Here is a 20,453-nt window from a genome sequence, read left to right as displayed (position 1 = left end):
GGAGCGGTGACCTCGGGCTGACCGCGCGCTGACAATCCGGGGGAGAGAGTCGTCAGCGCGTCACTGGGGTCCCCGGCCCGCCCGAGGTCACCTATTCAGGGGCCAGCGTCGAAGGCGACGGCCTCGTGCGCAACGTGAACCACGTCGGCGCACAGGTGGCCACCACCGTCAGCACGACGGCCAGCCCGAGTATCACAAGATATATCCACAAAGGACCGGACGGGAAGGAGCTGTCCGACACCGCCGCGCTGAACGGCACCAGCATCGACGCGGCGACCAGCGTGCCGAGGAACACGCCGATGGCGGCCACGATCCCCGCCTCCACGGCCATCATCCGCATGACCTGCCCCCGCGTCGACCCGATGAGCCGCTGCAGCCCGAACTCGCGCCGCCGGTCCGCCGTCGCCATCACCAGCGTGTTCACCATGGAAATCGCGGCGTAGACGAGCAGGAGCCCGACGATCAGGTAGTTGACCCAGGCATTGGCCTGGACCTCCGCCACGAACGCCTTGGTGAGCGCTTCCCGGCCGGCCACCTGCACGCCGTCCGCTCCCCCGACCTGGCTGCGCAACGCCGTGAGCAGGTCGGCTTCGCCGGTACCGGGTTTCGCCATGACGAGGATCCGGTCGGCCGCGCCCGCCGCCGTGTGCGGGGCCAGCGTGTCGGCCGGCAGCAGCGCGGAAGCCGAGGCCGCCGTGGTCCGCAGCGTCGCGACGACGTCCAGGGTAGCCAGGGAGCCGTCGCCCAGCCGCATGACGATCTTGGCACCGACGCCGACGCCGAGCCGCTGCGCGAGGTCCGCGGGCAAGGCGATCGTGTTGCCGTGCAGGTCGTCGAGCTTCCCGGTGGCGACGATGCTCCCCCACGCCTGGGCGATGCCGTCGGCGGTGACCCCGGTGAGGTCCACGCCGTCCTCGTCCTGCGTCGAGTCCGCCGGCTTTTCGTTGTAGCCCTTGCTCGTCACGAACGCCGTGGCGCCGCCGACGCCGGGGGCCTGCTGCACCTTGGCGACCAGGTCCGGGGGCAGGTCGCCGGTCGCGGACGTCACCACGGCGTCGGCGAGCAGCGAATCGGAGTACTGCTTCTCCGCGACCGCCACCTCCGTGGTCTGGAAGTACAGCATGAAGATCGCCAGGCCGGTGGCGAGCATGATCGGGGTGACCGCACCGGCCATCGGCATCCAGCGGGCCCGCGCGTTCAGCGAAGCCAGGTAGCCGGGCAGGCCGCCCAGGGCGTGGATCGGCCGGCGCAGCACCGAGATCAGCAGCCGGGTGAGCCCGGGGGCGAACAACGCCACCGCCGTCGCCACCAGCGTGACGGCGGGGCCGGCCGTGCTGGCCGCGAGCGGGCCGTCGACGACGGTGATCGTCAGGTAGGCCAGTGCCACCGCGCCGATCAGGCTCGACACCCCCAGCCACAGCCGCGCCGGCGTCAGCCAGCGCGTCGGGATCGCGGTCTCCCGCATCGCCTCGACGGGCCGGGTGCGGCCCGCGTACCGGGCGGCGACGAACGCGGCGCCCCACGCCGAGCCCAGGCCGACGACCGCGGCGGCGACGACCGGGTAGAACCCCTGCTCGAACTTGAGCACCGGCTGGATCACGCCGAAGCCGGTCAGCCGCCCGAAGAGCCAGCCGCCGAGCAGCATGCCCGGGACGATCGCCAGCGCGGTGCCCAGCACGCCGATGATCATCGCCTCGCCGGTGATCATCCGGCTCAGCTGGCGCGGGGTCGCGCCGATCGCCCGCAGCATCGCCACCTCGCGGCGGCGCTGCTGCACCGAAAGCGTGAGCGTGCTCGCGACGACGAACATGGCGACCTGCGCCGCGAGACCGCCGAACACGGCCGCGAGGATGATCAGCAGCTCGCCGTCGCCGGCCGCCCTGGCGAACTCGGCGGAGCCGCGGGCGTCGCCGGTCAGCGTCACCGCGTGCTGGTCGTGCACCGCGGTCGCGATCTGCGCGCTGACGGCGTTCACGTCGGCACCCGGGGCGAGCTGCACGCCGAAGGCGTCGACCTTCCCGGCCGCGGAGCTCAGCCCACCGGCTTCGGCGGGCGAAAAGAACACCGCGTCGCCCGCCATCTTGCGGCCGGCGTCGGCGATGCCGGTGACCTGGTAGGAGTGGACGCCGCCGTGGACGGCGACGTCGACCTTGCTGCCGGCGTGCGCGCCGATCCGGCCGGCGGTCGCGGAGTCGAGCACGACCTCGCCTTCGCGGATCGGGGCGACGCCGTCGGTCAGCCGGTAGGGCGCCAGCTCCGCGGAAACCCAGCTGTGGCCGGCCTGCGTGCCGGGCACGGACGAGCCGCCCTGGTCGGCGAGCACGTCGGCGTGGAAGGAGACGTCCGGGACCACGTGGGCGACGCCGGGCACTCCGCTGATCGTGTTCGCGAGCGCCCCGTCCAGCCGGACGCGCTCGGACAGCGTCGCCGTCTCGTGGTCGGCGTCCTCGCCGTGGCCGACGGTGGGCAGGTCGTAGGACTGGTTGCCCGCCACCACGATCGGCGCGGCGGCCAGCCGCTGCGGCGGGATCACGGTCCGGATGCCGGTTTCCATCAGGCCGCCGCAGGCGAGCATGACGGCGGTGCCGACGAACACCGAGACGAGGGTGGCGATGAAACCACCGGTGCGGTAGCGCAGGGTGCGCAGGACGAGTGCCAGCATCAGCGCGTCAGCTCACTCAGCCAGGGTCCCTCCGGGGACCGTTGTTCGGTGCGGGCGACCAGGCCGGTCATCCGGCGGGCCACCTCTTCGGGGTTCGGCTGCCGCAGCTCGTCGACGACGCGGCCGTCGGCGAGGAACAGCACGCGGTCGGCGTAGGAGGCGGCGACCGGGTCGTGGGTGACCATCACGATGGTCTGCCGCGAGGCGTTCTTCGCGTCCCGCAGCAGGGTAAGGACTTCCTGGGCGGACCGCGTGTCCAGCGCCCCGGTCGGCTCGTCGGCGAAGATCACCTCGGGGTGCGTGACGAGGGCACGCGCGATCGCCACCCGCTGCTGCTGGCCGCCGGACAGTTCCGCGGGCCGGTGGTGGCTCCGCTTGCCGAGCCCGACCTGTTCGATGATGCGGCGCACGAAGGCCGCGTCGGCCCGCCGTCCCGCCAGCCGCAGCGGCAGCGTCACGTTCTGCTCGACGTCGAGCGCGGGCAGCAGGTTGAAGGCCTGGAACACGAAGCCGATGCGGTCGCGCCGCAGCTTCGTCAGCTCGACCTCGCGCATCGCGCTGAGGTCCGTGCCGCCGAGGGTGACCGTGCCGGACGTCGGCTTGTCGAGGCCCGCCGCGCAGTGCAGCAGCGTGCTCTTGCCTGACCCCGACGGCCCCATCACGGCGGTGAACGTGCCACCGGCGAAGCCCGCCGTCACGTTGTCGAGGGCGAGAACCTGGGCCCGGTCCTTGCCGTACGCCTTGCGTACGGACAGCAGCCGCACGACTTCGACCGTGTCGCCTTGCTGGTACATCTGCGGCTCCCCTGGCGTGGCTTCGCGTTCTTCGATCCGTTACCGCGACCACGTTACGAAGCCGCGAAGCCATTTCCGAGGGTGCTAGGGAGCGGACTTATGCGGGGGTTAGCACTACCGCGGAGAACGGTTCCGGCTGCGCATAATGGGCGCCATGACTAGCGGAAGCCCGGTCGCCGGCATGACGCGGTCGCTGCTGCGCGACGGCGGTCTGGCGACCCTGCGAGGCGGCGCGCTCGCCGTGGTGGCGGTGATCGAACTGGCGGTGTTCGTCGTCGTGGTCACCGCCGGCTCGCTGCTCGGCGTGGGCGCCGGGCTCTTCGTGCTGCCCCCGGCCGTGCTCCTGATGCGGTACCTGACCAACGGCGTGCGCGCGTCGGCCGCCGCGTGGTCGGGCGTGCGGATCCCTGTGCCGTACCTGCCGGAGCCGGCGGGCGGCAGCTCGCCGGCGCGCCGCTGCCACCACCTGCTCGGCGACCGCGCGAACTGGCGTGACGTGCTGTGGCTGCTGGTCGACAGCTCCCTCGGGATCCTGCTGACCCTGACTCCGCTGCTGCTGATCCTGCACGGGCTGCGCGGGCTGGCGATGCCGTTCCTGGTCGGGTCCGACGCCGCCGAGTGGCTCGGCAGCTGGTACGTCGTCATCCCGGTGGACGACCAGCCGACGGCCTGGTTCGCGGCCATCCTCGGCCTGGCGCACTTCCCGCTCGCACTGTGGAGCGCACCCCACCTGCTCCGGCTGCACGCGAAGCTGGCGGCCACGCTGCTGTCCCCGACCGAGGTCACCCGGCTGACGAACCGCGTGCAGCACCTGTCGGAAAGCCGCGACGACGCGGTGGGTTCCCAGGCGACGGAGCTGCGTCGCATCGAGCGCGACCTGCACGACGGCGCGCAGACGCACCTCGTGGCGATGGGGATGACGCTCGACGCCGCGATGCGCGTGCTCGATTCCCACCCCGAGGCCGCACGGTCCTTGATGGACGAAGCGAAGAACAGCTCGGCGAAAGCCCTGCAGCAGCTGCGCGACCTCGTCCGCGGCATCCAGCCACCGGTGCTGGTCGACCGCGGCATCGCCGACGCGATCCGCACGCTGGCCCTGGAAAACCCGCTGCAGATCGCAACCACGATCGACCTGCCCGGCCGGCCTTCTCTCGCGGTCGAAACCGCGGCGTACTTCTCGGTGTCCGAAGTGCTGAACAACGCGATGAAGCACTCGGGCGCGCAGACGGGCGAGATCCACGTCCACTACGAGTCCGGCCGGCTGGTGATCAACGTCAGCGACTCCGGCCGCGGCGGCGCGAACACCGAGAACGGAACGGGCCTGCGGGGCATCGAAAAGCGGCTGGCCCCGCTCGACGGCTTCATCACGATCCTCAGCCCGCTGGGCGGCCCGACCATGGTGACGATCGAGATCCCCTGCACCCTCGAGCCGCTCGGGTCCTGAGCTACCGCCGTTTTCCCCAGCGCCCGTCGTCCGGTTCCTCGCCCCGCCGCACGGCGTCGAGGTAGGCGCGATCGGTGGCGAACCGGGCCGCCACTTCCTCCGGTCCCTTCGCGACGGCGCCGTGGCCGGGAATGACGACGTCGACGTCCCGGGCGGCCTCCTCCAGCCGGTCGAGCGCCGCCGGATAGGCGACCTCCTGACCGTCGCGGCGGGGGTCGAGGAGCGGGATCAGGACGTCGGAGAGCATGTCGCCGACGAGCAGGACGCCCCGGTCGGCGAGCAGCAGGGCGGCGTGCCCGACGGCGTGCGCGTCGTGCTCGATGACCTCGCCCGGCACCGGTCCCCCGCCGTCGGGCAGCGGGGTGAGCAGGGCGACCACGTCGAGCGGGATGTCCGGCGCGGTTTCCTTCGCCATCGCCTGCGCGCGCTCCCGGGCTTCGGTGGCCACCTCGACGCAGGCGGGCGTGGCGTACCGCGGGACGTCACCGAACCGCGGGTGCCAGAGCAGGTGGTCGAAGTGCGGGTGGGTGCTGAAGCCGGCGACGACGGGAAGCCCGAGCCGCTCGACGTCGTCGGCGAGCTGGTCCAGTTCGGCACCGGTGATCCCGGGATCGACCAGGACGAGCCCGGTTTCCCCGCGCACGACGGTGCTGTTGCTCCAGACCCACTCGCTCTGCCGCACCCAAACGCCGTCGGCCACCTCGTTCAGCATCGGTACACCCTAGTGCTTGAGGTAGGCCAGCACCGCCAGCACACGCCGGTTGGCGTCCTCGGACTGCGGCAGGTTCAGCTTCGCCAGGATGTTGTTGATGTGCTTGGAAACCGCCTTCTCCGAGACCACCAGCTCGCCGGCGATGTTGCTGTTGGACCGGCCCTCCGCCATCAGCTTGAGCACCTCGCGCTCGCGGGCCGTCAGGCGTTCCAGACGGTCGTCGCGGGTGTTGTGGGTCAGCAGGCGGGTCACCACGTCCGGGTCCATCACCGTGCCGCCGACCGCGACCTGGCGGACCGCGTCGACGAACTGGTCGCCGTGGAACACGCGGTCCTTCAGCAGGTAGCCGACCGAACCCTCGCCGTCCGCGAGGAGCTCGTCCGCGTAGAGGCGTTCCACGTACTGCGAAAGGACCAGCACCGGGAAGCCCCGCATCCGGCGGCGGGCTTCGATCGCCGCGCGCAGGCCCTCGTCGGTGAACGACGGCGGCAGGCGGATGTCCACGATCGCGATGTCCGGCCGCTCGCGCAGCATCGCCTCCAGCAGGTCCGGCCCGTTGTCGACCGCCGCGCACACCTCGAAGTCGTGCGCCTCGAGCAGCCGCACCAGCCCGTCCCGGAGCAGGAACTGGTCCTCGCCGATGACCACGCGCACTTGTCCGTCCCCCACCCTGAGCCCGCTGACGACCACCATCATAGGGGCGGTTCAGGCGGGCTCGGCCACCACGCAGACGCCCAGCGCGCGGTGGTGCGGGTCGTAGTCGGCCAGCAGGAGCGGGCCGTCGGCCGGGCCGCCGGCAAGCGGCGCCCACAGTCCCGTGCACGGGTACTCCGGCGGGGCGACGCCCGCTCCCGGCCACGCACCCGTGCGGTCGAGCTCCCGGCCGACGATCGCGGCGGTGCCCGGCTGCCGGAACCCGGCCACGGCGGCGGGCGCCACGCCCGGCAGGACACCGACGCGGATCGCGCGGTCACCGCCGGGCTCGAAGAGCAGGGCCGTGGCGGCGTCGCCGATGCGTTCCGGGGTGTCGTACGGCGTGACACCCTGGTCCATGATCAGGACGAGCACGCGCCGGTACCCGTGCCGCTGCACGTAGGAAGCCGCGATCCGCAGGGCGCTGAACGGCGCCAGGCCGCCCTGCCCGGACACGGCGAACACGAGCGGCCCGCCGGGGAGCACGGCCGTCAGGTTCACCGGTGCCGAGAGCCGCGGGTCGAACTCGGGCGCCGCGTGCGCGACGATCGCGAGGTCGATCGGCTCGCTGGACAGCTGCCCGGCGAGCAGGTCGCGGGCCATCGCGAGGAAGGTGTTGCCCCGCGCCCGCGTCACCCGGCTGGGGCGGAAACCGATCTCGTGCCCGCGGCTGAGGTCGGCGAAGTAGTGGTGGAGCTCGGGGACGTCGATCTCCCGGTCCCCGGGCCCGAATTCGCGCCGGATCGCCGTCGCCAGGCGCAGCGGGAACGGCTGCAGCCCGGGCGGTGGCGTGGCGGACAGGACCGGTGCGGCCGCGCGGTACATCGCCTAGCGCTCCGCGCCCGCGGGGACCAGCGGCGCGAACTCGTGCAGGTGCTGGCGGCGCAGCAGGTCCGCCGGCTGGTCGCGTTCGCTGACCAGGTGCGCGCGGCCGCCGTAGACCAGCACCTCGGCGGGGTAGCCGTGGCTGAGGAACAGCACCGGGGACGCCGTCGGGCCGTAGGCACCGGACCGGGTGACGCCGATCAGGTCGCCGCTGCGCACCGGCGGCAGGGCGGCCTTCTTGGCGAGCACGTCGTTGGGCGTGCACAGCGGCCCGGTGATCTGCCAGGTTTCGGTGGCGGGCTCGTCGATGCGGTTGAGCAGCCGGATCGGGAAGTCGCGCTTGACGTAGGACCCGATGCCGACGGCCGCCATGTGGTGGTTGGTCCCGCCGTCGGCGACGGCGAAGTTCTGCCCCATCGAGGTCTTGGTGTACCGGACGCGCACGACGTAGGTCCCGGACGTGGCGGTCAGGTACCGGCCGAGTTCCATCACCAGCCGGGTCGCCGGGTGCCGCTGCGCGAACTCGTCGATCACCGGGTTCAGCATCGACGCCAGCAGGTCGCGGTCGAGGTCCCGTTCCCCGGCGAAGTACGCGACCCCGAGGCCGCCGCCGACGTCGACCATTTCCAGCGGGAACCCGATCGTGCGCGAAACGCGTTCGGCGAGCTCGAAGATCCGCCGCGTGTTCTCGACGATCGGCTCCTCGTCGAGGATCCGCGTTCCCATGTAGACCTGCACGCCCATCAGCCGCAGGTTCGGGTGCCGCGCCACGAGCCCGGTCGACGCGAGCAGCTGCTCCTCGTCGATGCCGAACTGGCGCGGCTTGCCGCCCATGGTGAGCCCCGAACCCTTGACCGCGAAACTCGGGTTCACGCGCAGCGCGACGCGCGCTTCGATCCCCCGCTCGCGCGCGAGGTCGTCGAGCAGCCGGAGCTCGCCGAACGATTCGCAGACGACCGTGTAGACGCCTTCATCGAGACACGCAGCCAGTTCCGACGCGCTCTTGCCGGGGCCGAGGAAGATGATGTCGTTGCCGGCGACCCCGGCGCGCCGGGCGGTGATCAGCTCGGCCATCGACGAAACCTCGGCCCGCGCGCCGTGGGCGTGCAGCAGGGCGCAGACGGAGATGTTCGGATTGGACTTGAGCGAGTAGAAGATCTCCAGCCGCGGGTGCAGGCGTTCGCGCAGCGCGGTCAGCCGGCCGCCCAGTTCGTTGCCGTCGTAGACGAACAGCGGTGTGCCGTGACGCTCCGCGAGTTCGGTGATGCCGACACCCTGGATCTCGAACTCGACACTCATGAAGCGCTCCTCATTTCCGGAAGACCATGGCGGAAAAGGTCGACCCGAGGCCGACCGAGATCATCAGGTAGCAGGCCCCGGGCGCCAGCAGGCCCAGGCCGTTCGCGGTGTGGTAGTTGAGGAACGGGTCGGCGCAGAAGCTGTGCCCGGTCGTTCCGACGTTGTCGAGGAAGATGCGGCTGCGCGGGATGCCCAGCGCCCCGCTCGCGCGCACCCACGAGATCTTGTTGACGTTGTGCGGCAGGACCATGGCGATGTCGTCGACGGTCAGCCCGGCGGCCGCGACGGCCTCGCGCGCGACGTCCGCGACGGCACCGGGGTAAATGCGCCGGAACTCCGCGGCCTGCTCGTCGTCGAGGATGACTTCGCCACCCGGGCCGCCGAGCGTGGTGGTGGCGTAGCCGAGCATCGTGTCCTGCGCGTCGCCCGGGCCGACGAGCACCGCGGCCGTCGCCTCGCCCATGATCGCGACGTCGGGGATGACCTGCGCGGAGTGGGTGAACGCCTTCTCGCCGGTGAGGACCAGCGCGAGCGCGTCGGGATCGCCGTCGGCGGCCAGCAGCGTGCCGCACAGGTCGACCGCGAGCAGCCCGGAAGCGCAGGCGTGGTCGGTGACGGTGAACATGGCCGCGTGCTCCAGCCCGAGCGCCTCCCGCACCCCGAGCATGGGGTTGACGGGGTACGGGCTGGCGGCCGGCATCGTCTTGGCGCGCACGACGTAGCGGACGCGTTCTTCCTGGCCGGCAAGGAAGTCGAGCTTGCTGACCGCGCCGAGCAGCATGTCCGCTTCGGACTCACTCGACCGGCAGACGTCGGAAAGGCCGTACATCCGGCGGAAGCGCCGCAGCTGCGTGGCCGAGAGCCCCAGCTCGTCCTGCAGCGATTCGATCGAAACGGTCGTGGGCACGTAGGCGGACACCGCCACCAGCGAAGTCATCGCGCCGTCACCCTCCCGGTTCTCCGAACGTGCTTGCCCGGCAAGGATTGCGGCGAACGCTGACGGCGCACTGACGACCCGCTGACCCGCCCTCGGACGGCCGGTACCGGAGCTCGGCCGCCGTCAGCCGGACGGCTCCCCGAATGCCTTCAGCAGCAGGCGGTGCAACGTTTCCTGCTCCGCCGGGCTCAGCAGGCCGAGCAGCTCGGCGGTGACCGCGCTCGAGACCTCCTCGACCTTCTCGACCGTCGCCCGCCCCGCCTCGGTCAGGGTGAGGACGTGCCGGCGGCGGTCTTCGGTGTCGCGCTCCCGCAGCACCCAGCCGGCGGCTTCGAGGCGGTCGAGCACCTTCACCAGGTCGCTGCGGTCCAGGCCGAGCCGGTCGGCGACGCGCTGCTGGGACAGCGGGCCGGATTCGCCGATGCAGACCAGCACGTAGAACTCGCGCAGGGACACCCCGGAGCCGGCCAGGGCCGCGTCGATCCGGCTGACGCCGCTGCGGTGCAGGTGCCCCATCACGTAGGTGGGCCAGCGCAGCAGGGCGCGAGGACGGTCGGGGGACGAAGTGGCCATGCCGGCGATCCTAGGTCAGCGTCCGCGGGTTGGCTCAATTGTGGGGATCACCTACAGTAGGAGTCATGAACGAAACAGCACTGATCACCGGAGCGAGCCGCCGGCAAGGGCTCGGCTTCGCCGTCGCGCGCGAATTCGCCGCCCGCGGCTACCACGTGGTCCTCGCCGGCCGGGACCTCGACCGGACCCGCGCACTGGCCGCTCAGCTCTCCGATGAAGGACTTTCCGCCGACGCGATCCGGCTCGACGTCACTCTTCCGGCGGACGTCGCAGCGTGCGCCGAGTTCCTGCGCACCCGCTTCGGCCGGCTCGACGCGCTGGTGAACAACGCCTCCACCATGCCGGACTTCACCGCACTGTCCCTGCTCGACGCCGACCTGGCCGAGGCCCGCGCCGCCTACGACGTCGACGTGCTCGGCGCGCTGGCCCTCGTGCAGGCCTGCTTGCCGCTGCTGCGGGCGGCGCCCGGCGCGCGGATCGTCAACGTCGCCAGCGCGGCCGCCGGCCAGCTCACCGCCGGGACCGGCGGGGTCCGGGCGCCCGGCCACTCGCTCGCGAAGTACGCCCTCGACGCACTCACCGTGGCCCTCGCCGCCGAACTACGCGAAAGCGGCATCGTGGTCACGGGTGTCGATCCGGGCTCGGTCGCCACCCACCCGGAGCGCGGCGACGACGCCGACGACCGCTCCCCCGCGGAAGCGGCCCTCGACGTCGTCGCGGCGGCCGGTGTCGCGCTCAGTGCCGGCGGCCGAGCGCCTCTCGCTTGACGAAGCCGATCACCCCGGTCGCGACGAAGAGCACCGCGCCCACGATGATCAGCCAGAACAGCCCCTTGACGACGATGCCGAGCACGACGAGCACGGCCCAGACCACGAGCAGGGCGACGAGGATTCCCATGGCGATTCCCTTCCGGACGGTCAGGGCGCGGATACCCCGCGCACGGGCCGGCTACTCCCGGCAGCCGGGAGCCGCTTGCCCAGCGTGACGAACAGCCGCACCAGCCCGGAGAAGACCTCAGTGCGTCTCGGTGCTGAAGCCGCCGTCGATGGTGAGGGTGGCGCCCGTGATGTTGCCGGCCACCCGGTCGCTCGCCAGGAACGCCACCAGGTTCGCCACCTCCGCCGGCCGGGTGAAGCGGCCGGTCACCGCGTGGGCGGCGGCCTCGCGGGCGACGGCTTCGGCGTCCGCGCCCGTCGCGGCGGCCAGGGTTTCCGCCACGCCGCCGGCGCCGAGCCACAGGTCCGTCGCGACCGGGCCGGGGCTGATCGCGTTGGCGCGGATGCCGCGGGGGCCGAACTCCTTCGACACCGACTTCGTGAAGTTGACCAGCGCCGCCTTCGCCGCGCTGTAGTCGATGACGCCGGGGTCGGGCAGGTGCGCGTTGACCGAGGCGATCGTGACGATGCTCCCGCGGCCCGCGGTCACCATCGTGGGCAGCACGGCCCGCGTGGCGCGGACGGCGCTGAGCAGGTTCAGGGTCACCGAGCGGGCCCACTCGTCGTCGGTGACCAGCAGGAAACCGTTCGGCCGCGGGGTCACCGCGCCGACGTTGTTGACCAGGATGTCGATCCGCCCCCGTTCGGCCAGGGCCAGTTCGGCGAGCCGGCCCGGGCCGTCGGAGGTGCCGAGGTCGACGGCCAGCGCGTGCGCCTTTCTCGCCCGGACCAGGGCTTCCAGGTCCGGACCGGGGACGCGCGCGCCGGCCACGACGTGCGCGCCCTCGGCGATCAGAGCTTCGGTGACGGCCAGGCCGATGCCCCGGCCGGCTCCGGTGACGACGGCGACCGCGCCGTCCAGGCCGAGGTCCATGTCAGCGGATCCCCTGCTCGTGCAGCCAGCCGAGCACGGCGTCGGCGACTTCGCGCCAGCCGTGGTCGATGGTCAGCGAGTGGCCGCGGCCTTCGAACTGCTTCAGCTCGGTCACCGCGGTGGAGTCCCGGTACTGCTTGAACGTCGATCGGGTGACCACGTCCGGGACCGTGTGGTCCGCGGTGCCGGAGATCAGCAGCAGCGGGCCGCGGTCCTCGCGGCCGGTGTCGACCTGCGCCTGGGAGTGCAGCACGAAGTTCGCGGCCGCGGCCTGGAACAGCGGGCGGGCCGGCGACGGGATCGTCCAGCGCCGGTGCAGGCCGGCCGACTCCTCCTCGCTCAGCGCGTTCCCGAAGCCGAACCGGAACTCCTTCTCCGTCAGCGACACCGACCGGTGCAGGTTCGCGGGGTTGCCCAGTGCGGGCAGGCCGGCGCGCAACTGGGCCAGCGGCAGCGGCAGGACGCCCTTGATCTGGGCGGGGTCGATGGCGACGCCGGCCAGGCCGATCCCCTGCCCCAGCAGCTTCTCGGTGATCAGGCCGCCGAAGGAGTGGCCGATGAGCACCGGCGGCGACTCGAGCCCGGCGATGATCGACGCGTAGTGGCCGGTGGCGTCGTCGATGCCGACGTCCGCGACGGCGCCGGGGTTCGCCCGGGCCAGCTCGACGGTCTCGGGCTCGTGCGGCCAGCCGGGCGCGACCGGGGCGTACCCGGCCGCCCGGAAGTGCTCGATCCACGGGTTCCACGAGGTGGCGTGCAGCCACAGACCGTGGATGAACACGACGGGGGTCATCGATCCTCCAGTGCGCGGGGGCTTTCCCGAAGCCAACCCGATGCACGGCCACCACGTCCAAGACCTGTTGCGCGCGCATCGATAGCCGTGGTGGCATCGTCGGTGCCCGCTCCACCCCTTCGCGCGGAAGGCCGCATGGACCTCGACCTCCGGCTGGTGCGGTACTTCGTCACCGTCGCCGACGAGCTGCACTTCGGGCGGGCCGCCGCCAAGCTGTTCATCAGCCAGCCCACGCTGTCCAAGCAGATCCGCAAGCTCGAAGCCGACGTCGGCGGCCCCCTGCTGGTGCGCGACAGCCGCCACGTCGCCCTGACCCCGCGCGGCGAGCGGTTCCTGCACCTCGCCCGGCAGCTGCTGGCCACCGCGGACCGGATGCTGCGCGAACCGGCGCCGCACCACCTGCGGATCGCCCACATCTTCGAGCTGGACACGAGCCGCGTGGTGGCCGACGCGTTCCTCGCCGCCCACCCCGGCGTCCGGCTCGTGCAGAGCCAGATGGACAGCGGCCGCCAGCTCACCGCGCTGCTCGAGGACCACCTGGACGTGGCGATCATCCGCGTCACCGGCGCGATGCAGGCCGCCCACCCGGCGGGCTGGCGGCACGCGCTGCTGCGCCTGGAGCCGTTCTGGCTGGTCGGCAGGCCCGGCGACCCGCACCGGACGTCGGTGTCGGTGCACGAACGACCCCTGGAGGTCTTCGCGGACGCCCCCGGCACGGCGTTGTACAACGTGCACGGCCACTACCTCAGCTCGCTGGAGCGGCACACCGGCCTGGCCCTGAACTGGCTGGGCAACCCGGGCACGTTCGACACCTGCCACGCGGCGCTCAGCCGCGCCCCGGCCCGCGCGCACCTGCTGGAGTTCGACAGCTACGCCCGCCGGTACGCGGCGGCGGGCATCCCGGCCCACCGGCCGCAGGAGCTGCAGCCGGTCTACCCGTGGTCACTCGCCTGGCGCGACGGCGAGCAGCCGGAGACCGTCCGGGCGTTCCTCGAGATCGCGCACGGGACAGCGGCCCGCCACCACTGGCTGCATCCGGAGCGGGCCGGCGCCGCACCGCTGTGGGCTCCGCCCGAGGACCTCGCCGTCGCGACCGCGGGGGGCGCGGCGACGGATGCCGGGCCGGGTGCACCGGACGGCGGCGGGCCGTAGCCTTTCGCTGACGGCGTGCCCCGATCGCGCCGCCGCGTGCAGGACGAGCAGAGGAGTTCGGATGCAGGGAATCGACCCTTCGGTGCCGCCCAGCGGCACGGGCTGCGCGGAGTGCGACGCCGCGGACCCGCAGGGCTGGTGGTTCCACCTGCGGCGCTGCGCGGAATGCGGGCACATCGGGTGCTGCGACTCCTCCCCCGGCCAGCACGCCAGCGCCCACGCCGCGGCCACCGGCCACCGGATCGTGCGCAGCTTCGAGCCCGGCGAGGAGTGGTTCTGGGACTACGACGAGGAGGTGATGTTCGAGTCCGGCCCGGCGCTGGCCGAGCCCGCCCACCGCCCGCTCACCCAGACCGCACCGGGACCCGCCGAGCGCGTCCCGGAGGACTGGGACCGGCACCTCCACCGCTGAATGTCCACACTGGAGTGCCCGCAGGTCAGGCGCCGGACTTGGAGCCGGCGTCCATCGTCTGCCGAACGACCGCGCCGCCGCGCTGACATTCCGGCTGCGGTTGAATGACCGCCGTGACGCTCGACGACTGGCTGGCCCGCCTGGCCTCCGCGACCGGCGACCGGGTCACCATCGATGCCGCGCTCGTCGCCGAGCTCGCCGGTGCGCTCGGGGCGCCCGAAGCCGAACTGCGGGCGACCCTGGACGGCCTGCTCGATTTCCACGCCGGTGCAGCGCAGGTGGACCCGGCGGTGGCCCGCGCCGCCGTGTTCGGGGCCATCAGCGCGACCGTCCTGCGGCACCTCGGCGCCAGTGCGGTCCGGCCCGGCGTCGCGCGGCTGGTGTTTTCCCTGGAGCGGGCCGAAGTCACGGCAGGCGGTCTCGTGCTGCACGCCCGCGTGCCCGGCGCGGCGCCGCAGGACCGGGACACCGCCGACGTGGTGGCCCGCCTGGAGCGGGCGGGGCTCGCGCGCGGCGGCGAGGTCGTGCTCCGGCCGGGTGGCGGGCCGCGGGAGATCCGCGTGGTGTGCCGGCCGCCGGTGTCCGGCCCGGAGGTGTTCCTCTCCTACGCGCACGACGATCCCGGCCACAAGGAAACCGTCCGGACGCTGGCGGAACTGCTGGTGCGCAACGGGATCGACGCCGACATGGACCAGTGGGCCGGGCCCGGCCGCCAGGACTGGCAGGCGTGGGCGACCGGCCTGATCACGAAGGCCGACTTCGTGCTGATCATCGCTTCGCCCGCTTACCGGCGCGCCGGCGACGGTCTCGCGAAGACGGGCGACAACCGGGGTGTGCAGGCCGAGTCGGCGACCATCCGCGACCTGCTGCACCAGGACCGGCGCACGTGGACGGCGCGGCTGCTGCCGGTGGTGCTGCCGGGCCACGAGATCGACGAGATCCCGCTGTTCCTGCAGCCCTACTGCGCCGACCGCTACCACGTCACCGAATTGTCCGACGCCGGCATCGAAGAACTGCTTCGCGCGCTGACCGGACAGCCGCGGTACGTGCGGCCCGAGCTCGGCGCGGTACCGCACCTGCCGCCCCGCTCCCTCCCGCGTCCGCCGGCTCGCTCCTGACCCGGAGGATCGACGCCAACGGCCCGAGCGCGTCGGTGACGACCTTCCCGCGCCCCGAATGCGGTCCCGGCGCCGCAGGGCCGGGTCAGGACAGCAAAGTGGTCACCGTGTCCTCCGCGGCGGCCAGGCACACCAGCGGGCTCAGCCGGCACACTTCGACCGCGCGCCGGACCACCGGCGAGGGCACGACCAGCAATTCGCTTCCGCAGCCCACGCAGGCATCGCTCGCGAGCAGCAGCGCCCGCAGGCCGGAACTGCCGCAGAACGTCACCGCGCTGAAGTCGGCGATCACCCGGGTGGTTTCCGGCAGCGCCCCGAGCAGGACGTCGGACAGCGATTCGCCGTTCGAGCTGTCGATTTCGCCACGCACGGCGACGACGGTCACCGAATCCGCGATCCGCCGCACGGTAATGTCGATTCCGATCGAACCGCCGCCGTCCACCCGCCACTGTCGCATCGAATCACCCCTGATCATGGCTCAGTGCGGTAGGAGGGCCAACGTAAACCGCGCGGCGGCGGCAGGGCAACCGGACGCTGCCGATTCCCGCTTTCGTGCGATTTCCAAGCCCGTTTTCCGGCCGATTTCCGACACGGGGATACCGAAAACGAGCGAAGGTGTCACACTCGGGGGACGGACCCGCCCGCGAGCCGTTCCTGCACTCGGGCGTGGCGGAACTGGTAAACGCCGCCGACCTGGCGGAGGACGCCTCGGCGGTGGGCGTCGTCCAGGAAGCGCATCAGGCGCCAGGGCAGCCGGCCGGTCGCCGCCAGCCAGACGTGGTGGACGAAGTAGTTGCCCCACGCGCGCGTCACCAGCACCGCCAGGCCGATGCCGCCGCCGAAGCACACGCCGACCACGAAGGGCAGCACCGGGTTCGTCGCCGGCGGGAACACCTGGCCGCCCGCGATCGCGCCCGCGAGGCCGTAGCACACCGCGGCGGCGCCGCGGGCCATGAAGAACCCGAACAGCGCGCCCGCCAGCCCGCCCGCGACGGCCAGCGCCAGGTCGTACCGGCCGCCCAGCACCGGCAGGAACCGCGTCTGGGCGGTGAACGCGAACGCCATCCCGTCGAACAGCCCCAGCGACACCAGGAAGGAACCGGCCAGCGCGATCGCGCCGGTCCGCTCGTTGCGCAGGATCGTCCCCGGGCTGGCCACGCGGCTGGCGTCGACCGGTTTCGCCAGCCACACGTGCACCGCGAACACCAGGCCGAACACCAGCGCCAGCAGGACGACCAGGCCGGTCGCCAGCGACCAGCCCAGGCCGAGCAGGACACCCACGACGGCGCCGAGCGCGAACCGGCCGGCGAACTTCCCCGCGGCGCCCGCGAAGCGCAGTTCGGTGCGCAGCGGTTCCGGCGCGCGCCCGAAGCGGTGGGTCAGGTAGGCGGCGCCGCCGAACGAGACACCGTAGATCGCGGCCAGCCCCGGGCCTTCGTCGACCCAGCCGGTGACGACGAAGAACACCGCGACCAGCGCGCCGACGAGCGCCGAGCGGGTCCGGACCGGAACGGCCCGGTACAGCTGCCACCAGGCCAGGTCGCGGCTGCGTGCCTGCTCGAGGTGCCGGGCCAGGAAACCGAGCCAGTGCGCCGCCTGCGCCGCGGTGTACCGCCCGGACGGGCTGGTCTGCGGGTTGCGGCCCGGCGGCTGCGGCACCTGCGCGTAGGCGTTGGGGACGAACGAATCGAGCAGCCGTCCTTCGAGGACGCCGTCGTCCTCGGCGTCGAGCAGCTCCGCGGGGTCGGCGCCGGGGCGGCCGTAGGCGATCCGCGCGAGGTCGACCATCAGCGGCGTCCGCAGCACCCGGCCCAGCGGCGCGCCCGGCTCCCGGCGCAGCCGTTCGGCGACCGGCCGCCAGCGGTCCTGCCCGGTACCCTGCCGCGCGGAGAGGTAGGTGAGCGCTTCCCGCCGGTCGACGGCTTCGAGCCGCACCACGGTGGCCGCGCTGAGCACCGGCCCGGATTCGCGCCTGACCTGCTCGTACTCGGCCGAGCGGCTGGTCAGCACCAGCGCCCGGCCCCCGGCCATGGTCTGGTCCAGTGCGTCGAGCGCGGCGACGCGCAGGTCGGTCGGCATCTCGTCGAGGCCGTCCAGCACCGGGACGACGTGGCCGCCGAGGACGAGCCGGGTGGGGGCGTCGCGCCCGTACTCCCGCGCGGTGAGCAGCGCCGGGTGGTTGTCGGCGAGCCGGGCCGCCAGCCACCGGTCGAGGTGTTCCCGCCGCGGATCCCAGGAAGCCAGCGACAGCAGCACCGGGACGGGGGCGCCGGGCGTGCGGACGCGCAGCAGCTCCAGCGTCAGCATGAGCGCCAGCACCGACTTGCCGGAGCCGGGCTCGCCGAGCACGAGCAGCTGCGGCGTCGGCAACGCGGCGAAGGTTCCGGCGATGTCGTCGAGGTCGCCGCGCAGCGCCGGCCGTCCCGGCCGCACGTCCGCCGACCAGCGCAGCGCGATCGGCTGCGGCCGGTGCAGCGAACGCAGCTCGGCTTCGGCGCGCCACTGCCACGTGACGGCTTCGGCCAGCTCGGCGACCGCGCGGTCGAAGTGGTGCGCCGGCGGCGGTTCGGCGACCGCGGTAGGTAGCTCGGCCGGGGTGTCCGGCTCGGCGGGGGTGGCCTGGGCGAGGATCCGCTCGTGGAGCCGCCGCAGGTCGGGGTTCGGGTCGACGCCGAGCTCGTCGGCCAGCCGGCGGCGCAGGCCGTGGAAGACCGCCGACGCCTCGGCGTAGCGGCCCTCTTCGGCGAGCGCGCGCATCAGGAGCAGGTGGGACAGCTCGCGGATCGGGTGCTCACCGCAGAACTCGGTCAGCCGGCGGACGACCTCCCCCGGTTCGCCGAGCCGCAGCTGCCATTCGGCGCAGAGCTCCACGGCTTCGGCGCGCTGTTCGTCGAGCACGGCGGCGCGCCCGGCGAGCGTGGTCGTCCGCAACCCGTCGAGCGCCGGGCCACGCCACAGCGCGAGCGCGGCCCGGATCTCCTCGACGGCGTCGGCGAGTTTCGCCTGCCCGGCGAGCCCGCGGGCGGCCGCGAGGTGCCGGCGGAACCGGAGGGAGTCGAGGTCGTCGGAGCCGGCCTGCAGCCGGTACCCGGGGCCGTCGGTGACGATCGACGCGCCGGCCTCGCCGAGCCGGCTGCGCAGCGCCGAAACGGAGTTGCGCACTTGCTTGACGGCCGTCACGGGCGGCTCGTCCTCCCAGAGCGCGTCGACCATGCGCTCCACCGGCACGACGGAGTTGGCGTTGAGCAGCAGGGCGGCGAGCGCGCGCTGCTGGCGCGGGCTGGCCAGGGTGATCCGGTCCCCGTGGGCGCGCACTTCCAGCGTCCCGAGAATCCGGAACCTCATCGCATTCCCCCTCGGTCAAGGCTTTCCCCCGCGTCCGCGATCCGGAACGCGCAGGTGAGGCGGCGCGAGGACGAAACGAGGACGACGTCCGGAACCCTAGGGCCACGGCGGAAGAGGGGGAATGCCGGGGCGACCCGGTGGCGGGCGCGTCGTTGGGGGTCGCGCCCTCCACCGGGACCGCCGGCCGTCCGGCCGTCCAGCTAAAAGACGACGGCCGTGAACCCGGCGGCCGCGGCGAGGGCGACCAGCTCATCGGCGCGCTCGGCGGGCAGGAGCACGAGCGGGTAGCAGTCGGACTCGATGTCGAGCACGGCCAGCGCGGTTCCCCGGGCGCGCAAGCGCTCCCCCGCGGCGCGGAGGAATTCGTGGGTCGCCAGCTCGATCCGGCCGAGCGACGCCCACAACTCCGCGGCGGCCGGCGCGGAGCGCAGGGCCTGCAGCTGCCCGGCGATCTCCCCGGGATCTTCTTTCCAGTCGACTTCGGCGAGCAGCCGGTGATCGTCGAGCGCGTCGACGAGCGCGATCCACGGCAGCTCCGGTCCGGCTTCGTCGATGCCCCGCTCGTCGAGCCGATCGGCGTGCTCGACGAGGTAGCCATCGGGATCATCGCAGGCGGACGCGGCGCGGGCGGCCACCTCCGGAACGCCGGGGGCGAGCAGCCCGGCCACGGCGACGAGCGCGTCACGCGCCGGTGCGGTCATCGGTGTTCCTCCACGGGCGGGGGTGGTTCGGCAGGAGGGATGATCGCAGCCGGGACCCGCGCTACTTCAACGCCATGCCGGGAATGCGGGCCCGGATCGCGTCCAGCTCGGCTTCGTCCGAAATCCCCTGGAAGTCGTAGCGCGGCGTGTACGGCGCTTCCAGCTCGCGCACCTCCGCGTCGGTCAGGACGACGTCCAGCGACGCCACCGCCTCGTCCAGCTGCCGCACCGAGCCCGCTCCGACCAGCGGGGCCGTCACCACCGGCTGGCGGTGCAGCCACGCCAAGGCAATCTGGGCCCGGCTCACGCCGCGCACCTGGGCGATCCGGCCGACCGCTTCCACGATCGCGCGGTTCGACGCCTCCTCCGCGGGCGAGTACAGCATGTCGGCGAACGCGCCGTCCGTCGAGGCGCGGGCCGTCGACTTCGCGTCGTCCCAGGCGCGGGCGAGGCGGCCGCGGGCCAGCGGGCTCCAGATGATCGTGCCGACGCCCTCGTCCAGGCACAGCGGGATCATCTCGCGTTCCTCCTCGCGGGCCAGGAGGTTGTAGTGGTTCTGCATGGTCGCGAACCGCGCCCAGCCGTGCTGCTTCTGCAGGTGCAGGGCCTTCGCGAACTCCCACGCGTGCATCGACGACGCGCCGAGGTAGCGCACCTTGCCCGCCTTGACGAGGTCGCCGAGCGCTTCGAGGGTCTCCTCCAGCGGGGTCGCGTGGTCGTTGCGGTGCACCTGGTAGAGGTCGATGTAGTCGGTGCCGAGCCGGCGCAGCGAATGGTCGACCTCGGTCATGATCGCCTTGCGCGACAGGCCGCGGCCGTTGGGGCCGGGACGCATCGGGTGACGCAGCTTGGTCGCGATCACCACGTCGTCGCGCACCGCGAAGTCCTTGAGGGCGCGGCCCAGGATCTCTTCGCTCGACCCGTCCGAGTACATGTTCGCGGTGTCGAAGAAGTTGATGCCCGCGTCCAGCGCGTGCTTGATCAGGGGGCGCGCTTCCGCCTCGCCGAGCGACCAGACGGGGTGGCCGCGGTCGGGTTCGCCGTAGCTCATCGCGCCGACCGCGATGGGCGAGACGTCCAGGCCGGTGGTGCCGAGCTTCACGTAACGCATGGGGAGTCTCCTGGACGAAAACTCGCGGAGGATTCTCCGCAAGTAGCCGCCAAGCTAGCGGAGGATTCTCCGC

General features: G+C 72.8%; 20 protein-coding genes. 5 read left to right on the top strand and 15 right to left on the bottom strand.

The annotated features are described in order from the left end of the window. Positions 1–91 precede the first annotated feature (91 nt). Positions 92–2,662, bottom strand: coding sequence for an FtsX-like permease family protein (locus AB0M93_RS03700; RefSeq protein ID WP_364268019.1), 2,571 nt, complete (start codon positions 2,660–2,662; stop codon positions 92–94). Further along, positions 2,662–3,456 carry an ABC transporter ATP-binding protein gene (locus AB0M93_RS03695; protein WP_364268017.1) on the bottom strand — a complete coding sequence of 265 codons (795 nt, stop codon included), beginning with the start codon at positions 3,454–3,456 and terminating at the stop codon, positions 2,662–2,664. Before AB0M93_RS03695 ends, AB0M93_RS03700 begins: the two co-directional genes overlap by 1 nt. 154 nt (positions 3,457–3,610) lie before the next feature. Here AB0M93_RS03695 and AB0M93_RS03690 point away from each other — a divergent pair, with 154 nt between their 5' ends. Then, entirely contained in the window at positions 3,611–4,900 is a 1,290-nt protein-coding gene (locus AB0M93_RS03690; RefSeq protein ID WP_364268015.1) for a sensor domain-containing protein, read from the top strand. Position 4,901: 1 nt separating this feature from the next. On the opposite strand, the gene AB0M93_RS03685 is transcribed toward AB0M93_RS03690, so the two are convergent. The 6 genes from AB0M93_RS03685 to AB0M93_RS03660 form a co-directional block, all read right to left on the bottom strand. Beyond that, positions 4,902–5,612, bottom strand: a complete 711-nt coding sequence (locus tag AB0M93_RS03685) for an MBL fold metallo-hydrolase (protein ID WP_364268013.1) — start codon at positions 5,610–5,612, stop codon at positions 4,902–4,904. A 9-nt stretch (positions 5,613–5,621) separates the two neighbouring features. Then, positions 5,622–6,266, bottom strand: coding sequence for a response regulator transcription factor (locus AB0M93_RS03680; protein WP_364268011.1), 645 nt, complete (start codon positions 6,264–6,266; stop codon positions 5,622–5,624). A 51-nt stretch (positions 6,267–6,317) separates the two neighbouring features. Further along, the gene (locus AB0M93_RS03675) at positions 6,318–7,130 is read right to left on the bottom strand and encodes a hypothetical protein (protein WP_364268009.1); all 813 of its coding nucleotides are present in this window, start codon (positions 7,128–7,130) and stop codon (positions 6,318–6,320) included. A 3-nt stretch (positions 7,131–7,133) separates the two neighbouring features. Beyond that, the gene (locus AB0M93_RS03670) at positions 7,134–8,429 is read right to left on the bottom strand and encodes a type III PLP-dependent enzyme (RefSeq protein WP_364268007.1); all 1,296 of its coding nucleotides are present in this window, start codon (positions 8,427–8,429) and stop codon (positions 7,134–7,136) included. 10 nt (positions 8,430–8,439) lie between these two features. Then, positions 8,440–9,366: a 3-oxoacyl-[acyl-carrier-protein] synthase III C-terminal domain-containing protein gene (locus AB0M93_RS03665; RefSeq protein WP_364268005.1), complete on the bottom strand. Its 927-nt coding sequence runs from the start codon at positions 9,364–9,366 to the stop codon at positions 8,440–8,442. A 123-nt stretch (positions 9,367–9,489) separates the two neighbouring features. Next, positions 9,490–9,939, bottom strand: a complete 450-nt coding sequence (locus tag AB0M93_RS03660; RefSeq protein WP_364268003.1) for a MarR family transcriptional regulator — start codon at positions 9,937–9,939, stop codon at positions 9,490–9,492. Positions 9,940–10,004: 65 nt separating this feature from the next. Here AB0M93_RS03660 and AB0M93_RS03655 point away from each other — a divergent pair, with 65 nt between their 5' ends. Beyond that, positions 10,005–10,706, top strand: a complete 702-nt coding sequence (locus AB0M93_RS03655) for an SDR family NAD(P)-dependent oxidoreductase (protein WP_364268001.1) — start codon at positions 10,005–10,007, stop codon at positions 10,704–10,706. On the opposite strand, the gene AB0M93_RS03650 is transcribed toward AB0M93_RS03655, so the two are convergent. The 3 genes from AB0M93_RS03650 to AB0M93_RS03640 form a co-directional block, all read right to left on the bottom strand. Next, a complete protein-coding gene (locus AB0M93_RS03650; RefSeq protein ID WP_003102310.1) occupies positions 10,675–10,836 on the bottom strand; it encodes a hypothetical protein in 162 nt (53 codons plus the stop codon). The genes AB0M93_RS03655 and AB0M93_RS03650 overlap by 32 nt on opposite strands. Before the next feature lie 117 nt (positions 10,837–10,953). Beyond that, positions 10,954–11,748, bottom strand: a complete 795-nt coding sequence (locus tag AB0M93_RS03645; RefSeq protein WP_364267999.1) for an SDR family oxidoreductase — start codon at positions 11,746–11,748, stop codon at positions 10,954–10,956. Position 11,749: 1 nt separating this feature from the next. After that, positions 11,750–12,541 carry an alpha/beta fold hydrolase gene (locus AB0M93_RS03640; protein WP_364267997.1) on the bottom strand — a complete coding sequence of 264 codons (792 nt, stop codon included), beginning with the start codon at positions 12,539–12,541 and terminating at the stop codon, positions 11,750–11,752. Between the two features lie 135 nt (positions 12,542–12,676). On the opposite strand from AB0M93_RS03640, the gene AB0M93_RS03635 reads away from it, so the two are divergent. The 3 genes from AB0M93_RS03635 to AB0M93_RS03625 all read left to right on the top strand — a co-directional run bounded on the left by AB0M93_RS03635 (position 12,677) and on the right by AB0M93_RS03625 (position 15,223). Further along, positions 12,677–13,693 carry a LysR family transcriptional regulator gene (locus AB0M93_RS03635; protein WP_364267995.1) on the top strand — a complete coding sequence of 339 codons (1,017 nt, stop codon included), beginning with the start codon at positions 12,677–12,679 and terminating at the stop codon, positions 13,691–13,693. A 61-nt stretch (positions 13,694–13,754) separates the two neighbouring features. After that, the gene (locus AB0M93_RS03630) at positions 13,755–14,105 is read left to right on the top strand and encodes a UBP-type zinc finger domain-containing protein (protein WP_364267993.1); all 351 of its coding nucleotides are present in this window, start codon (positions 13,755–13,757) and stop codon (positions 14,103–14,105) included. A gap of 104 nt (positions 14,106–14,209) precedes the next feature. Continuing rightward, positions 14,210–15,223, top strand: coding sequence for a toll/interleukin-1 receptor domain-containing protein (locus AB0M93_RS03625; protein ID WP_364267991.1), 1,014 nt, complete (start codon positions 14,210–14,212; stop codon positions 15,221–15,223). Positions 15,224–15,308: 85 nt separating this feature from the next. Here the strand turns inward: AB0M93_RS03625 and AB0M93_RS03620 are convergent, their stop codons facing one another. The 4 genes from AB0M93_RS03620 to AB0M93_RS03605 all read right to left on the bottom strand — a co-directional run bounded on the left by AB0M93_RS03620 (position 15,309) and on the right by AB0M93_RS03605 (position 20,380). After that, positions 15,309–15,680, bottom strand: coding sequence for an STAS domain-containing protein (locus AB0M93_RS03620; RefSeq protein ID WP_364267989.1), 372 nt, complete (start codon positions 15,678–15,680; stop codon positions 15,309–15,311). Positions 15,681–15,841: 161 nt separating this feature from the next. Then, entirely contained in the window at positions 15,842–18,568 is a 2,727-nt protein-coding gene (locus AB0M93_RS03615; protein WP_364267987.1) for a BTAD domain-containing putative transcriptional regulator, read from the bottom strand. A gap of 200 nt (positions 18,569–18,768) precedes the next feature. Beyond that, on the bottom strand, positions 18,769–19,269 hold the full coding sequence (locus tag AB0M93_RS03610; protein ID WP_364267985.1) for a hypothetical protein: 501 nt from the start codon (positions 19,267–19,269) through the stop codon (positions 18,769–18,771). Between the two features lie 61 nt (positions 19,270–19,330). Further along, on the bottom strand, positions 19,331–20,380 hold the full coding sequence (locus AB0M93_RS03605) for an aldo/keto reductase (RefSeq protein WP_364267983.1): 1,050 nt from the start codon (positions 20,378–20,380) through the stop codon (positions 19,331–19,333). Between the last annotated feature and the right edge of the window lie 73 nt (positions 20,381–20,453).

The organism is Amycolatopsis sp. NPDC051102 (assembly GCF_040682815.1).
GTDB lineage: Bacteria > Actinomycetota > Actinomycetes > Mycobacteriales > Pseudonocardiaceae > Amycolatopsis.
This window is presented reverse-complemented; position numbering and strand designations above follow the sequence as displayed.